Below are 16,229 nucleotides of genomic sequence, written 5' to 3' on the forward strand. Positions count from 1 at the left end.
GCAATAAAAACACCAACCGTGCTAAACTAGCAAAAAATAGAATAATTAGGGTGTTATGACATGAAAAAACGGGATTTGACCAAAAAGGGCAATATCATCCTTTTCCCTGACCTAGACCAAAGATACTTAGAAAAGGGCTTGGAGGCCGTCCAAAACAAAAACTTTCAAGAGGCAGTTTCCTGCTTTGAGAAGGCAATAGAAATTAATCCTGATAACAGTGAGATTAAAACAGGGCTCGTCTTAAGCTATTATGAGCTAGGTATGCTGAGGGAATCAAAGAAAATGGCAAAAAGCATGCTAGAGGAAGGTCAAGGAGATTATCTTCAAGTTTTAGATTTATATATGATGATTCTTGTTCAGCTCCATGAATATGAGGAGATTGCGACAACGATCGAAGTACTCCTTGAGGACAAGCATATTCCAGCAGGAAAAATAGAGCATTTTTCCAAGCTGCTTGAATTCAGCAGGAAAATGGCTGCATTAAGTGGCACAATGGAAGAGGAGTATGCTGTTGAAGACTTTGGCGAAAGTGGTCTTGATTTGGCTTCCATCCAAGATCAAAATGAAATGCTGCTTCTTGCTGCAAAACTAGAAAAGGCAAATGTGCGGCAATACATAGACGAAGTAAAGGAATACATAGGAAATCCTCAGGCAAACCCGTTTTTCCAGTCGATGCTTTTAAATATTTTAAAAGAGCAAGAGTATGAACAGCAAGTACTCGTTAGGAAAATGGACAGGGAGACGAGCGTCGTTCCAAAAAACTTAAAGGATGTACGGCTTCAGGAGCAAACGGTTGAAATTATAGCTATCCTGAAAGAAAAGCTGGAGCATCAGAATCCTGTTTTGCTCGAGAATATTGTAGCCCTGCTGGAACGCCATTTCTTTCTTCTTTATCCATTCACACTAGACGGGATGAGCAGCGGTGGTTGGGCAGCTGCCTACCATTCTATCGTGCAGGATTACTATGGTATGTATGATGAAATGGGTGAAGATATAGGCGAGCTTTATCACGTTTCTGATAGCGAAATAGAGACAGCAAAGGCGATTATTGCTAGTTTAGAGGAAATTTCTTATCCTAATATGTAGCTTGGATGTTGAAACAACTTGAACGTATGATATAATGTAATGGTTGCATTCGTAAAATGCGAGCGTGTATAACATTAGTAGATATCTGCTTTTAGTTATATAGAGCTGACATCTGCCGTAATTGGGGATGTCCGTATCAAAATTCTCTATTAAAATAAAAGTACTATCTAAACAACTGTTAGAAGTATTGAAAAGTAGAATAGATTGTTGGAGGGAAATATAGTTATGTCAGCAAAATGGGAAGCATTAGAAGGGAACCGTGGTGTTCTTACAATTGAATTGGATGCTGAAAAGTTAAACGAAGGTTTAGACCTAGCATTCAAAAAAGTAGTTAAGCAAGTTAATATTCCTGGATTCCGTAAAGGGAAAATTCCTCGTGGAATGTTCGAACAACGCTTTGGTATCGAATCTTTATACCAAGATGCAATCGATATTCTTTTGCCAGAAGCTTATGCTAACGCAATCGACGAAGCAGGCATCGAGCCAGTTGATCGTCCAGAAATCGATGTAGAGCAAATCGAAAAAGGAAAACCTGTTATCTTTAAAGCAACTGTAACTGTTAAACCTGAAGTTACTTTAGGCGATTACAAAGGTCTTGAAGTAGAAGCTGTTGACACAAACGTTACAGACGAAGATGTAGATGCAGAAATTAAAGCATTGCAAGAAAAACAAGCTGAATTAGTTGTTAAAGAAGAAGGAAAAGCTGAATTAGGCGATACAGTTGTTATCGACTTCGAAGGTTTCCAAGATGGAGTTGCTTTTGAAGGCGGAACTGCTGAAAACTTCTCTCTAGAACTTGGTTCAGGTCAATTTATTCCAGGATTCGAAGAGCAATTAGTTGGTCTTGCTACTGGAGAAAACAAAGAAGTAGAAGTATCATTCCCAGAGGAATACCATGCTGCTGAGCTAGCTGGAAAGCCTGCTACATTCAAAGTTACTGTTCAAGAAATCAAAGGAAAAGAACTTCCTGAATTAGATGATGAGTTTGCTAAAGATGTTGATGCTGAAGCAGAAACATTGGCAGATCTTAAAGAAAAAATCAAAACTCGTCTAGAAGCAGATAGAAAGCACCAAGCAGAACATGCTGTTCGTGACACAGTAGTAGAAAAAGCTGCTGCTAACGCTACAATCGATGTTCCATCTGCAATGGTTGACACAGAAATCGATCGTATGATGAACGAATTCGAACAACGTTTGCAAATGCAAGGTATGAACCTTGAGCTTTACTTCCAATTCTCTGGTCAAGATGAAGCAGCTCTTAAAGAGCAAATGCAAGAAGATGCAGCACAACGTGTTCGCGTTAACTTGACTCTTGAAGCAATCGTAAATGCAGAAAACATTACAGTTTCTGAAGAAGAAGTAACAGCTGAGCTAGACAAAATGGCAGAAATGTACAACATGGGCACAGATGCTATTAAACAAGCACTTGGTGGCGTTGAAAACCTACAAATGGATCTTAAAATCAGAAAAGCAATCGATTTCCTTGTAGAAAACAGCAAAACTGTTGCATAATAGAAGTAAGCAAAATAACTAAGGCGCGAAGTATCGTGCCTTAGTTTTATATTAGCGATTACCAACATATAATAAGATTTAAAGAGCTTGATTTCCCTTTTTTTCTTGTACAGGAATTCATACATATAAAAAGAGTGGTGTAACCAGACTTAAAGCAGGCAAAACTGGTTATGCTTAATAGAAGCACTTACGTTTTACCGCGATAGGATTATTCAGAAAGGTTTATCCAAGTTGTATCATTTCCTGTACAAACACCAATATGGTACAATGCAATACATAACTGTTGTAAAAAAAAAGATAAATAGATGATTAACTTTTTAATCCGTGCGGTAAAACATATATATAAGAGTACTTAAGGGGTGGACATATGTTTAAATTTAATGATGAAAAAGGTCAATTAAAATGCTCCTTCTGTGGTAAAACTCAAGATCAAGTCCGCAAGCTTGTTGCAGGACCTGGCGTGTACATATGTGATGAATGTATTGAATTATGTACAGAGATAGTTGAAGAGGAGCTTGGCACAGAAGAAGAAGTGGAGTTCAAGGATGTTCCGAAGCCGGCAGAAATCCGCGATATACTTGATGAGTATGTTATCGGACAGGAGCAAGCAAAAAAATCCTTGTCTGTAGCCGTTTATAATCACTATAAACGCATCAATTCAAACAGTAAAATTGATGATGTAGAATTATCGAAGAGTAATATTGCCATGATTGGACCAACAGGAAGCGGTAAAACGCTATTGGCACAAACACTTGCTAGAATCCTGAATGTTCCTTTTGCGATTGCTGATGCTACTTCATTGACTGAAGCAGGTTATGTTGGTGAGGATGTGGAGAACATTCTCTTGAAGTTAATTCAATCTGCTGACTATGATGTGGAAAAAGCGGAAAAAGGTATCATTTATATCGATGAAATCGATAAAGTGGCACGTAAATCAGAAAACCCGTCTATCACGAGAGATGTATCTGGTGAAGGTGTGCAGCAAGCATTGCTGAAAATCCTTGAAGGAACTGTTGCAAGTGTTCCGCCTCAAGGAGGAAGAAAACACCCGCATCAAGAATTTATTCAAATTGATACAACTAATATTCTCTTCATTTGCGGCGGTGCTTTTGACGGAATTGAACCGATTATCAAAAGACGTCTTGGTCAAAAGGTAATTGGATTTGGCGGAGAAACAAAAGTAGAAGAAGTCGAAGATAAAGACTTGCTTTCAAAAGTCCTTCCAGAAGACTTGCTGCGTTTTGGACTTATCCCAGAATTCATCGGTCGTCTTCCAGTTATTTCAAGCTTAGGACAGCTTGATGAAGAAGCGCTTGTTGAAATTTTGACAAAGCCGAAAAATGCTTTAGCAAAACAGTACAAAAAAATGCTTGAGCTTGATAATGTTGAATTGGAATTTGAAGACGATGCCTTAAGGGAAATTGCTAAAAAAGCAATTGAAAGAAAAACAGGTGCTCGTGGACTTCGTTCCATCATTGAGGGTATTATGCTTGATGTAATGTTCGATCTTCCTTCACGTGAAGATATCGTTAAATGCATTATCACAAAAGAAACAGTCGCGGACAACGCTGCTCCAAAGCTTGTTTTAGAAGATGGAACAGTTGTCGATAAAGAAACGAAAACATCTGCATAACAACAGTTAGCTTTAATATTTAGGGCTGGAATCATATTGATTCCAGCCCTTTGTTTTGGTCTTATAAGAGATACCTTTTGCAAAAGGTAAATACAAAATCCTAAAACATTCCATGATTTTTCCATGAAATATTGTTTATTCCAACTCTAGGAAGGAGATACTACTTTCTATCAGCAAGATTTAATTCAGGAGGTATTAATATGAGTTGGACAGAGATTGCTTTATTTGTACAACTATTCTTTGGCATCATAATCGGCCTGTATTTTTGGAACCTTTTAAAAAGTCAAAGAACACAAAAAGTATCAATTGATCGGGAATCAAAAAAAGAAATGGATCAACTGAGAAAAATGCGTTCTATCTCTTTGACTGCACCGTTATCTGAAAAGGTCAGGCCAACAAGCTTTGAAGATATAGTTGGACAAGAGGACGGCATAAAGGCATTAAAGGCAGCCCTTTGTGGTCCTAATCCTCAGCACGTCATCATATACGGGCCGCCTGGAGTTGGAAAAACAGCTGCAGCGAGACTAGTATTGGAAGAATCAAAAAGAAATTCAAAATCACCCTTCAAAAAAACTTCCGTTTTTGTGGAGCTTGATGCAACAACAGCGAGATTTGATGAAAGGGGTATTGCAGATCCTCTTATTGGTTCTGTTCATGATCCAATTTACCAAGGTGCCGGTGCAATGGGACAAGCAGGTATTCCACAGCCTAAACAAGGCGCTGTTACAAATGCACACGGAGGCGTACTTTTTATTGATGAAATTGGAGAGCTTCATCCAACGCAAATGAACAAGCTTCTCAAGGTTTTGGAGGATAGGAAGGTATTTCTCGAAAGTGCTTATTACAATGAGGAAAACACGCAGATTCCAACACATATCCACGACATATTCCAGAACGGACTGCCAGCAGATTTTAGGCTGATTGGTGCTACAACTAGGACGCCAAACGAGATTCCGCCAGCTATTCGTTCTAGGTGCATGGAAGTCTTTTTCCGGGAATTAACAGCAGATGAAGTAGTGAAAATAGGGAAAAAGGCTGCCGATAAGGTTCGTTTGGATATCAGTGAACAAAGCTTAAACACGCTTGCTGAATATGCACGCAACGGGCGTGAAGCTGTCAACATCGTACAAATATCAGCTGGGCTGGCCATAAGCGAAGATCGTACATATATAAAAAATGATGAACTAGAATGGGTTATTCATTCAAGCCAGCTCTCTCCAAGGATGGAACGGAAAATCAATGATGAATCACAAGTAGGAATTGTGAATGGACTTGCAGTGCACGGTCCGAATATGGGCGCACTTCTTGAAATTGAAGTTACTGCCATTCCAGCTGAAAAGGATAAAGGCTCTATCAATATTACGGGAATTGTGGAAGAAGAAAGCATTGGAGGTCAAGGAAAGTCAATAAGAAGAAAAAGTATGGCAAAGGGTTCAATCGAAAATGTCATTACAGTTCTTCGGTCTATGGGTGTTCCAGCAGATCAGTTTGACATCCATGTTAATTTTCCTGGCGGCGTACCAATTGATGGACCATCTGCCGGTATCTCAATGGCTTCAGGCATTTATTCGGCCATTTACAATCAACCGATTGACAGGAAGGTAGCCATGACTGGTGAAATAAGTATTCATGGCAAGGTAAAACCTGTCGGCGGTGTGTTTGCAAAGGTGAAAGCTGCTCAAAAAGCAGGAGTAGAGAAAGTGATTATTCCAGAGGAAAATATGCAGTCTGTTTTGAAAGAAATCACAGGAATTACGATTATTCCAGTATCATCCTTCCAGCAAGTATTAGAGCTTGCTTTGTTGAAGGAAGGACAAGCAAACGGGGAAGCGATACCAGCCTCGATTGAAATATCTAAAAAAGAAAGTGTATAAAAACAAAGAAGCAAGCCCTGCATGCAGATGCTGGCATATAAATGCCAGCTATCTGCTGCAGAGCTTTTTTCATTATGAAAAAAGAAAAAGTAAATGCTTGGATGTCAATTCATTTATAAGATGGCTAAGATGATTTATAATGTAGGCTAGAACTGGATGTTAATTCTTTTGCAGAAAGAGGACATAATACAGGCCATTTGTTAAAATAATAACATTATGGGATAAAAGAAAGCTTAAAAGCAAAACAACTCGAATAAATAAATGATTTCAATCAGAATAAAAGAACATCGTATAGATGCTTGCAATTTATAAGTGAATAAAACAGGGAGTCAATTAGTTCTAATTCCTTTTTCTCTATAATAACCCTAGTTAATAGACACTTTTTCCTAAATAGGATAGAATTGTACAAAGTATGAAATGCGATGCTGGAGGTGCAACGTCATGGAGGAAAAAAAGAATACACTAGTACCCCTCCTGCCGCTTCGAGGATTACTTGTTTATCCAACAATGGTATTACACTTGGATGTTGGTAGAGAAAAATCGGTGCAGGCACTTGAAAAAGCAATGGTTGATGACCATCTGATTTTTCTAACAATGCAAAAAGATATTGATATTGATGATCCTGCAGAGGAAGAATTGTACAAAATCGGGACTTTGACGAAAGTTAAGCAGATGCTGAAGCTTCCAAACGGCACGATTCGCGTATTGGTGGAAGGGCTGAAAAGAGCCAAATTTATTGAATTGACAGAAGAAGACGGGTATTATGCCGCAACACTAGAAGTGATGGAAGAAGATACTTCAAAGGATGTAGAAGATGAAGCGTTAATGAGAACGATGCTTCAATATTTTGAGCAATACATAAAGATTTCCAAAAAAATCTCTAATGAAACGTATGCTACAGTTTCTGATATGGAAGAACCAGGGCGCATGGCGGATATTATTGCATCACATCTGCCGATAAAGCTAAAGGAAAAGCAGAAAATACTGGAAACATTAGATAACAAGCAACGTATGAATCAAGTGATTGACATCATTCATAATGAAAAGGAAGTCTTAAGCTTAGAGAAAAAGATTGGGCAGCGTGTGAAGAAGTCCATGGAAAGAACGCAGAAGGAATACTACTTGCGTGAACAAATGAAAGCAATCCAAAAAGAGCTTGGTGATAAAGACGGCAAAAGCGGCGAAGTAAGCACGCTTGCTGAAAAAATCGAACAGGCAGGCATGCCGGAGCATGTTAAAGCCACTGCCTTAAAGGAACTGGATCGTTACGAGAAGATTCCTTCCACTTCTGCAGAGAGTTCTGTTATCCGCAATTATATTGATTGGCTGCTTGCATTACCATGGAGCAATGCAACAGAAGATGACTTGAACATCAAAAAAGCCGAAAAAATATTGGATCAAGATCATTATGGTCTTGAAAAGGTCAAGGAGCGCGTGTTAGAGTATTTAGCAGTGCAAAGCTTAACTAATTCGCTTAAAGGGCCAATCCTTTGTCTTGCAGGACCTCCAGGCGTAGGTAAAACAAGCTTAGCTCGTTCTATTGCCAAGTCACTTAACCGTAACTTTGTGCGTATTTCCCTTGGCGGAGTCAGAGATGAATCCGAAATAAGAGGACATAGAAGAACATATGTAGGAGCGATGCCTGGGCGCATCATTCAAGGAATGAAAAAGGCAGGTACTATCAACCCTGTATTCCTATTGGATGAAATCGACAAAATGTCCAATGACTTCAGAGGTGATCCATCTTCAGCAATGCTTGAGGTTTTGGACCCAGAACAAAATAGCAACTTCAGTGATCATTATATTGAAGAAACATATGATCTTTCCAATGTTATGTTTATTGCAACAGCAAATAACTTGGCAACAATTCCGGGACCGCTTCGTGATCGGATGGAGATTATCTCTATATCTGGATATACAGAGCTGGAAAAAATCCATATTGCTAAGGATCATTTAATGCTTAAGCAAATTAAAGATCACGGCTTGACTAAAGGGCAGCTGCAAATACGAGAGGATGCCATCCAACAAATTGTTCGCCATTATACACGTGAAGCTGGAGTAAGAAGCTTGGAACGTCAAATTGCGACGATTTGCCGTAAAACCGCAAAAATGATTGTATCAGAAGAAAAGAAAAAAGTAATTCTGACAAGCAAAAATGTGGAGGAATTCCTTGGTAAGCCGATCTTCCGATATGGTCAGGCTGAATTGGAGGATCAAGTCGGTGTTGCAACAGGGCTTGCTTACACAACTGTTGGCGGTGATACATTGCAAATTGAAGTATCGTTGGCACCAGGAAAAGGGAAGCTTGTATTAACAGGGAAATTGGGAGATGTAATGAAGGAATCAGCACAGGCTGCATTCAGTTATATCCGCTCCAAATCGGAGGCGCTTGGAATTGATCCGAAATTCCATGAAAAATTTGATATTCATATTCATGTACCAGAAGGAGCAGTTCCAAAGGATGGTCCGTCAGCAGGTATTACAATGGTGACAGCACTTGTATCTGCATTGTCTGGCAAGCCGATTAAAAGAGAAGTTGGCATGACAGGCGAAGTTACCTTGCGCGGCAGGGTGCTTCCAATCGGAGGTTTGAAGGAAAAATCGCTGAGCGCACATCGTGCAGGCTTGACGACGATTATTGCACCAAAGGATAATGAAAAAGATTTAGATGATATACCAGAAAGTGTTCGCGAGGAACTGAACTTTATTCTTGTTTCTCATGTGGACGAAGTATTAAAACATGCTCTGAACGGAAGTGTAAATTCTTGAAAGTAAATAGTGCAGAAATAGTAATAAGTGCAGTTAAGCCACATCAATATCCGGAGACAGATTTACCGGAATTCGCGTTAGCAGGAAGATCAAATGTTGGGAAATCTTCGTTCATCAATAAGATGCTTGGAAGAAAGGCTCTTGCCCGCATTTCCTCCAAGCCAGGCAAAACGCAGACATTGAATTTTTATTTAATCAATGAAATCCTGCATTTTGTAGATGTTCCTGGTTACGGATACGCAAAAGTATCAAAAAAAGAACGAGAAGCATGGGGCAGAATGATTGAAACGTATTTTACATCAAGAGAACAGCTTAAAGCTGTCGTCTTGATTACAGATATACGACATGCCCCTACTAAAGACGATGTTATGATGTATGGATTTTTAAAGCATTATGGCATTCCGGCAATAATTATTGCTACAAAGGCGGACAAGATTTCAAAATCTCAATGGCAAAAGCATTTAAAGGTTACAAGGGAAACATTAGAACTTAGTAAGGATGATCACCTTATTCTTTTCTCAAGTGAAACAGGTGAGGGAAAAGACAAGGTTTGGTCCCTGCTGCAGTATCTGGCTAAAAACTAAAGCAAAAAAGCTGAATCAACTGTGATTCAGCTTTTTTTTGTTTATAGAGAAAAGACAGCGATAATAGTGCTTTTTTCTGGGTAAGCTAACAGTAAAACATGCAGTAGGAGGAAGTTTCTTGTGACGAATGGAAATCCGATATCTATATTTGCACTTGGTGGATTAAATGAAATAGGAAAAAACATGTATGTAATAGAATATGACGATACAATCTTGGCGATTGACTGCGGTAATAAATTTCCTGATGAAAGTCTGCATGGAATTGATTTAATTATCCCTGATATCAGTTATTTAGTAGAGAATAAAGACAAAGTAAAGGCGCTAATTGTCACACATGGACATGAGGATCATATCGGCGGTATTCCATACCTCCTTAAACAATTGAATGTTCCTGTCTATGGAACTAGGTTTACACTTGGGTTAATCGAGCTGAAGCTGAAGGAGCACGGCCTTGTTCGGGATACGGAAATGATTGAAATTAACAATACTTCACAACTGCAATTCGGTGAGATTAAAGCTGAGTTTTTTAAGGTGAATCACAGTATTCCTGATTGCGTAGGTATTGTGTTCCGTACTCCACAAGGAAATATTGTGCATACAGGAGATTTCAAATTTGATTTAACACCTGCTAATAAGGAAAACTCCGATATTCATAAAATGGCACAAATTGGGTCAAAAGGTGTGCTGCTGCTTATATCTGAAAGCACAAATGCAGAACGGCCTGGTCTTTCTCCTTCTGAGCAGTTAGTAGGGCGCCATATCCTTGAAGCGTTTCAAAAAGCCGATAGGAAAGTGATTTTATCAACGTTTGCCTCGAATATTAACAGGGTACAGCAAGTAGTCGATGCAGCAATGGAGACGAATCGCAAGCTGGCGCTTCTTGGCAGGAGTATGCTTAATGTGGTGGAGGTAGCAATGGAGCGGGGGTATTTACAGGTACCTGAGGGCTTGCTTATTGATCAGGGCGAAATTGAGCTTTTTCCTCCTGAAAAGGTAGCGATACTTTGTACAGGCAGCCAAGGCGAACCATTAGCAGCACTTGCCAGATTATCGACTGGAAACTTTCGGGGAGTTGAAGTTCTGCGAGGTGATACGGTCATTTTTGCAGCTGGTCCAATTCCAGGAAATGAGCGATATGTTTCTCGTGTTGTTGATAATTTCTTTGCAATCGGTGCAAAGGTAATTTACGGATCTGGCAGTACGTCAGGCATGCATGTATCTGGACATGGCTATCAAGAGGATTTAAAATTGATGCTCACATTAATGAAGCCGAAATATTTTATTCCGATCCACGGTGAGTACAGGATGCTCAATCAGCACCGCAATCTTGCCGAATCAGTCGGTGTAGAAACAGGAAATACCTTTATCATCGGTAATGGCGATGTTGTCGACATTCAATCGGAAAAGGCGAGATTCACAAGAAAGGTTCATGCAGGCAATACCTACATCGACGGAATCGGAATAGGAGATGTAGGTGAAATTGTATTGAGAGACCGTAAACAGCTTTCAGAGGATGGAATGCTTGTTATTGTCCTGACAATGAGTAAGCAGGAAAAGAAACTAATAGCAGAACCAGATACCATCTCAAGAGGCTTCGTTTACGTTCGAGACGCTGAAGACCTTATTCGCTCCGTAAACCGTGTCATTAAAGAAGCGGTCTCCAATGTTGATGCAAGAGGCAGAAATCAGTGGGGGGCAATTAAGCAAGAAGTCAGAAAAGCAGCAGGGCAGTATATATTTCATCAAACAAAACGTAAACCGATGATTTTACCGATTATTATAGAAGTATAAAAAAGGTGAGACTCCTGCAGCTTAAGCTGTAGGAGTCTCATCCCTGTATTCAGTAATCAATTTAAGTGTTGGGTTACTTCCATACATAATAACTAACTTTAAGCAGCTCTTTCACTTCCGCTTAGAAAGCAAAAAATACCCGCCAATAAGCAGAAACAACAGTGGTGTAAGAAACTTAAGTGTTTCCTGCCCTACTTGAATGAAAGTAATCGAGTCTATAATATCTTCATAAAATAGCAGAAAACCTGCCAAAAGCAGAAACAATACACCATTCATCAGCCCTGATCCTGCCTTTTGGTGGAAGAGAATAAATCCTAAGGCGATAATCAGCAGAAAAGTTCCTGTATCATTTGGCCAAATGGCTAGTTTATTGACAAGATGAAAATGAAGACCGAACCCAGTCAAAATCACCCCAGGCAATATCGAGCTATAATCCTTGCCTAAAAACCCCTGAAACAGAAATGCTAATCCAACGATGATAAGCAAGGTAGGCCAGGAATAAAAAGACTCAAAAGGAGTTACCTTCAGCACTTTCAGCAAAAAGTAAATTCCAAACCCAACTAGTGCAACACCAGTAAATAACTTATGAGATTTCATATTTCCTCCGTTTCCAGTAATACAAACTTGAATCCAAATGATATCTTTGTTAATGTACTTGAGTGGATAGCATGACATATGCTATTTAGGACTGTACATTTACCGAAATAAATTCCAAAAAAACAGCTGTTTTCATAGATAATTTTGGCATGTATGTATACACTATTACTAGTAAGTAAAGATAGTATAAAACTGACTTTGCCAATAATACTATATGTTAACATATCAATTCACAATTTGTTCACAATTATAGTCATATTTGTTGCACATTATCGCTTATTTTTTGTTATAATAAATACATGTTTAGAATAATTATAAATAAAGAATCGGATTTTTATTGAAATCTTGGGGGTGTCAATTACTTATGCATATAGTTGTCGTTGGACTAAATTATAAAACGGCCCCAGTAGAAATTAGAGAACGTTTAACATTTGACTCTTCTGCACTCGGGGAAGCAATGAGTCAATTGCAAAAGAAAAAAAGCATTCTGGAAAATATCATCATTTCTACTTGTAATCGTACAGAAATTTATGCTGTTGTCGACCAATTGCATACTGGTCGTTATTATATAAAAGAGTTTTTATCTGAATGGTTTGAGATTGACCAAGCAGAATTTAGTCCATATATATTTATTTACGAACAGGATGGAGCAATGAACCATCTTTTTCAAGTTGCATGCGGTTTAAATTCTATGGTCGTAGGAGAAACTCAAATTCTTGGTCAGGTTCGTGCGAGTTTCTTAGAGGCACAAGCCATTGAGTCTTCAGGAACAGTGTTTAATCAGCTATTTAAACAGGCTGTTACACTAGCTAAAAAAGCACATACAGAAACAGACATTGGAGCAAATGCCGTTTCTGTCAGCTATGCTGCTGTAGAATTAGCAAAAAAAATATTTGGTACATTAGACAATAAAAATGTGCTGATACTAGGTGCAGGGAAGATGGGAGAGCTTGCTATTCAAAATCTGTACAGCAATGGGGCGAAAAATGTAACGGTAATTAACCGGACATTTGAAAAGGCTCAAAGCTTGGCAGATCGTTTTGAAGGTCAGGCGAAATCCTTAAGCGAGCTGCAATGCGCATTAATTGACGCTGACATTCTAATTAGCTCAACAGGTGCTAGTTCGTTTGTAATTACGAAAAGCATGATGAATACAGTGGAAAAGATTCGCAAAGGAAAACCGTTATTTATGGTTGATATTGCTGTACCACGTGATTTAGATCCTGCACTTGCAGAATTAGATAGTGTTTTCTTATATGATATTGACGATTTAGAAGGCATAGTCGAAGCAAACCTTCAAGAGCGCCAAAGAGAAGCAGCGAAAATTATGCTCATGATCGAACAGGAAATTGTCGAATTTAATGAATGGCTTCATTTGTTAGGAATCGTACCAGTCATTTCAGCACTTCGCGACAAAGCGTTAGCAATTCAAGGCGAAACGATGAAAAGCATCGAACGAAAGCTGCCGCATTTAAGTGACCGTGATAAAAAAGTCTTGAACAAACATACGAAAAGCATCATTAACCAAATGCTGAAGGATCCAATTCTTCATGCGAAAGAGCTTGCTTCTTCAGATAATCGCGAACAGGCAATGGAGCTATTCGTGAAAATATTCAACTTGGAGCAGGATGTCCAAACTCAAACAACAGTTGTGAAGGAAGAGAAAAAAGTAGTGTCTTCTTTACAGCCCAACTTTCAAGGCTAAATATTGACCTTAAAGCTAGATTGTTTAAAAGAGTTTTGGCATTATAGTATATGAAGCAACATTTTTTCTCAAGGTTTTAACTGTTAAAGGGGAAACATATATGACAGATGCTTATTTAACTAGACTTCATGAATTTACGATTATTCTTTATGCAATATCTGTGCTCTTATACTTTTTTGATTTTATGCATAATAACCAGAAAGCCAATAGAGCAGCTTTCTGGTTACTTTCATTTGTGTGGCTCTTGCAAACCGCCTTTCTGCTTATTTATATGGTGGATACGAAGAGGTTTCCTGTGCTTACAATCATGGAGGGGCTGTACTTTTACACGTGGGTGCTTGTTTCCTTCTCACTTTTAATCAACAAGCTTTTGAAAATTGACTTTATCGTCTTTTTTACAAATGTGCTCGGTTTTATCATTATGGCCATACATACATTTGCGCCAATGCGAGAGGGGACGGAGATTGCCACACAAGTAATTTCAGAGCTTCTCCTCATTCATATTACGGCAGCATTGCTTGCATACGGCGGTTTTTCGCTGTCGTTTATTTTTTCTCTTTTGTACTGTGTTCAATTTAATCTGTTGAAAAAGAAAGTATGGGGAAAACGGCTGAGGCGGATTCCTGATTTAACAAAGTTGGAGAATATCGCTTACCTTTTTAACGTATTCAGCGTTCCTTTATTGCTGATAGCTCTTATTCTCGGAATTCAATGGGCCAGTGTTCAGGCGCCAGGTTTTGTCTGGTATGACCCAAAAATACTTGGTTCCTTTCTTGTCCTTTTTATTTACGGATGCTGTTTATATGCAAGAGTAACGCATAAACTAGTAGGGAAAGGAATTGCTTACTTCAATATTGCATGTTTCTTAATACTGTTGATTAATTTCTTTTTGGCAGGGAATTTTTCAACGTTTCACTATAAATAATGCTACATAAAGCCGACGAAATGCGGCTAAAAGTTTAAGCTGGAGGCATACTGATGCGAAAAATTATTGTCGGTTCAAGACGAAGCAAGTTAGCTATTACACAAACAACATGGGTTATTAATCAATTGAAAAAATTAGACCCATCCTATGAATTTGAAATTAAGGAAATGGTTACAAAAGGTGATGTTGTGTTAGATGTGACATTATCTAAGGTCGGCGGAAAAGGTCTATTTGTTAAAGAAATTGAACAAGCAATGCTTGATAAGGAAATTGATATTGCGGTACACAGCATGAAGGATATGCCTGCTGTACTTCCTCCAGGTTTAATCATCGGTTGTATTCCGCAAAGGGAGGACCACCGTGATGCGCTAATCAGCAAAGGGCATATCCTATTAAAGGACTTAAAGGAAGGTGCTGTTATTGGGACAAGCAGTCTCAGACGCGGTGCACAGCTATTAGCAGTAAGACCTGACTTGGAAATAAAATGGATTCGCGGCAATATCGATACGAGATTAAAGAAGCTAGAAACAGAAGATTATGATGCAATTATTCTTGCTGCGGCAGGACTTGCCAGAATGGGCTGGACGAGCGATGTTGTCACAGAATTTCTTGACCCTGAAACTTGTTTGCCGGCAGTTGGACAAGGTGCATTATCCATTGAGTGCAGAGAAGATGATAAGGAAGTGCTTGAGCTATTAAGCAAGCTGTCTTCAGAGGAAACGACGAAGACTGTTTTTGCGGAAAGAGCCTTCTTAAACAAAATGGATGGCGGCTGCCAAGTTCCGATTGCAGGCTTTGCCCAAATGGTGGGCGAGAAGGAGCTTACATTGACAGCTCTTGTAACCTCTCCTGATGGCAAAACAGTTTATAAAGAGGTACTAACAGGCACTAACCCAGTAGAGCTTGGTGAACAGGCTGCTGAACTGCTCACAGAGCGGGGAGCAAAGAAATTGATAGACAGCCTGAAAGATGAGAACATTATTGATGCATAACCCACTGCAAGGAAAAAGCATTCTAATACCGCGGGCGAGGAAACAAGCAGCATCTCTTTCTGACAGGATTAAGCTTTTAGGAGGAACGCCTGTCGAAATTCCGCTGCTTGCCTTTCGCAGCCTGCCTTTGACTGAAAAAACCAAGGAGAAGCTTCTCGAAGGCGGATTTACTTGGCTTTTGTTTACGAGCAGTAACGGAGTGAATGCTTTTTTTCAAGCTTGGGAGTTTAAAGCTCCAGAACATCTTAAAATAGCTGTCATTGGGGACAAAACTGCTGAAACATTGGCACACTATGGCTATAAAGCAGCATTCATTCCATCCTCCTTTGTTGCCGAAACGTTTGCAGAAGAATTTTCGCAGCAAGTGGCAAAACAGGAGGAAGTACTTATTGTGAAGGGAAGCTTGGCGAGAAATGTACTATACAGCTCCTTAAGGGAAGCTGGAATTGCCGCAGAAGAAGCAATCATCTATGAAACATATTTTCCTAAAAAGAGCGAATCACTGCTAGTCAAGGCCTTAAGAGAGCAGCATTTGGATGTGCTCCTGTTTACAAGCTCATCTACAGTGGAATATTTTATGAATGTGGTCCATACATATGAGCTTCAACAATCAGTCAAGACCTGTACAATCGGATGTATTGGCCCAATAACGAAGGAAAAGCTAAACGATTATGGTATAAATGTTGATATTTATCCCGACAATTTTACAGTAGACAGTATGCTTGATCGATTAGTTGAATTTTTACAAGAATAGGGGAGAA

The 16,229-nt window shown here is 39.2% G+C and carries 12 protein-coding genes; 11 read left to right on the forward strand and 1 reads right to left on the reverse strand.

Annotation, left to right across the window (positions count from 1 at the left end; all coding sequences use genetic code 11):
- Window positions 1-60: 60 nt before the first annotated feature.
- The 7 genes from NQZ71_RS07370 (at window position 61) to NQZ71_RS07400 (ending at window position 11,249) form a co-directional block, all read left to right on the forward strand.
- Window positions 61-1,086: a tetratricopeptide repeat protein gene (locus tag NQZ71_RS07370; RefSeq protein WP_317011584.1), complete on the forward strand. Its 1,026-nt coding sequence runs from the start codon at window positions 61-63 to the stop codon at window positions 1,084-1,086.
- A gap of 225 nt (window positions 1,087-1,311) precedes the next feature.
- Complete coding sequence (tig, locus tag NQZ71_RS07375) at window positions 1,312-2,598, forward strand: trigger factor (protein ID WP_144456454.1); 1,287 nt, start codon at window positions 1,312-1,314, stop codon at window positions 2,596-2,598.
- Window positions 2,599-2,965: 367 nt separating this feature from the next.
- A complete protein-coding gene (clpX, locus tag NQZ71_RS07380) occupies window positions 2,966-4,231 on the forward strand; it encodes an ATP-dependent protease ATP-binding subunit ClpX (protein ID WP_144456452.1) in 1,266 nt (421 codons plus the stop codon).
- 200 nt (window positions 4,232-4,431) lie between these two features.
- A complete protein-coding gene (gene lonB / locus NQZ71_RS07385) occupies window positions 4,432-6,105 on the forward strand; it encodes an ATP-dependent protease LonB (protein ID WP_317011585.1) in 1,674 nt (557 codons plus the stop codon).
- 441 nt (window positions 6,106-6,546) lie between these two features.
- A complete protein-coding gene (lon, locus tag NQZ71_RS07390) occupies window positions 6,547-8,874 on the forward strand; it encodes an endopeptidase La (RefSeq protein WP_144456448.1) in 2,328 nt (775 codons plus the stop codon).
- A complete protein-coding gene (gene yihA / locus NQZ71_RS07395; protein WP_144456446.1) occupies window positions 8,871-9,458 on the forward strand; it encodes a ribosome biogenesis GTP-binding protein YihA/YsxC in 588 nt (195 codons plus the stop codon). Before lon ends, yihA begins: the two co-directional genes overlap by 4 nt.
- 120 nt (window positions 9,459-9,578) lie before the next feature.
- Window positions 9,579-11,249, forward strand: a complete 1,671-nt coding sequence (locus tag NQZ71_RS07400; protein ID WP_186304107.1) for a ribonuclease J — start codon at window positions 9,579-9,581, stop codon at window positions 11,247-11,249.
- 111 nt (window positions 11,250-11,360) lie between these two features.
- Here NQZ71_RS07400 and NQZ71_RS07405 read toward each other — a convergent pair whose 3' ends face one another.
- Window positions 11,361-11,846 carry a LiaI-LiaF-like domain-containing protein gene (locus tag NQZ71_RS07405; RefSeq protein ID WP_317011586.1) on the reverse strand — a complete coding sequence of 162 codons (486 nt, stop codon included), beginning with the start codon at window positions 11,844-11,846 and terminating at the stop codon, window positions 11,361-11,363.
- 364 nt (window positions 11,847-12,210) lie between these two features.
- Between NQZ71_RS07405 and hemA the strand changes: the two genes are divergently transcribed.
- The 4 genes from hemA to NQZ71_RS07425 all read left to right on the forward strand — a co-directional run bounded on the left by hemA (window position 12,211) and on the right by NQZ71_RS07425 (window position 16,222).
- Window positions 12,211-13,551 (forward strand): glutamyl-tRNA reductase, encoded by a 1,341-nt coding sequence (gene hemA / locus NQZ71_RS07410; RefSeq protein ID WP_317011587.1) that lies wholly within the window; start codon window positions 12,211-12,213, stop codon window positions 13,549-13,551.
- Window positions 13,552-13,651: 100 nt separating this feature from the next.
- Window positions 13,652-14,476 carry a cytochrome C assembly family protein gene (locus tag NQZ71_RS07415; protein ID WP_144456440.1) on the forward strand — a complete coding sequence of 275 codons (825 nt, stop codon included), beginning with the start codon at window positions 13,652-13,654 and terminating at the stop codon, window positions 14,474-14,476.
- A gap of 53 nt (window positions 14,477-14,529) precedes the next feature.
- The gene (gene hemC, locus NQZ71_RS07420) at window positions 14,530-15,468 is read left to right on the forward strand and encodes a hydroxymethylbilane synthase (RefSeq protein ID WP_317011588.1); all 939 of its coding nucleotides are present in this window, start codon (window positions 14,530-14,532) and stop codon (window positions 15,466-15,468) included.
- A complete protein-coding gene (locus NQZ71_RS07425; protein WP_317011732.1) occupies window positions 15,461-16,222 on the forward strand; it encodes a uroporphyrinogen-III synthase in 762 nt (253 codons plus the stop codon). Before hemC ends, NQZ71_RS07425 begins: the two co-directional genes overlap by 8 nt.
- Window positions 16,223-16,229 lie beyond the last annotated feature (7 nt).

Origin of the sequence: Niallia taxi (genome assembly GCF_032818155.1) — a bacterium.
Taxonomy (GTDB): domain Bacteria; phylum Bacillota; class Bacilli; order Bacillales; family Cytobacillaceae; genus Niallia; species Niallia taxi_A.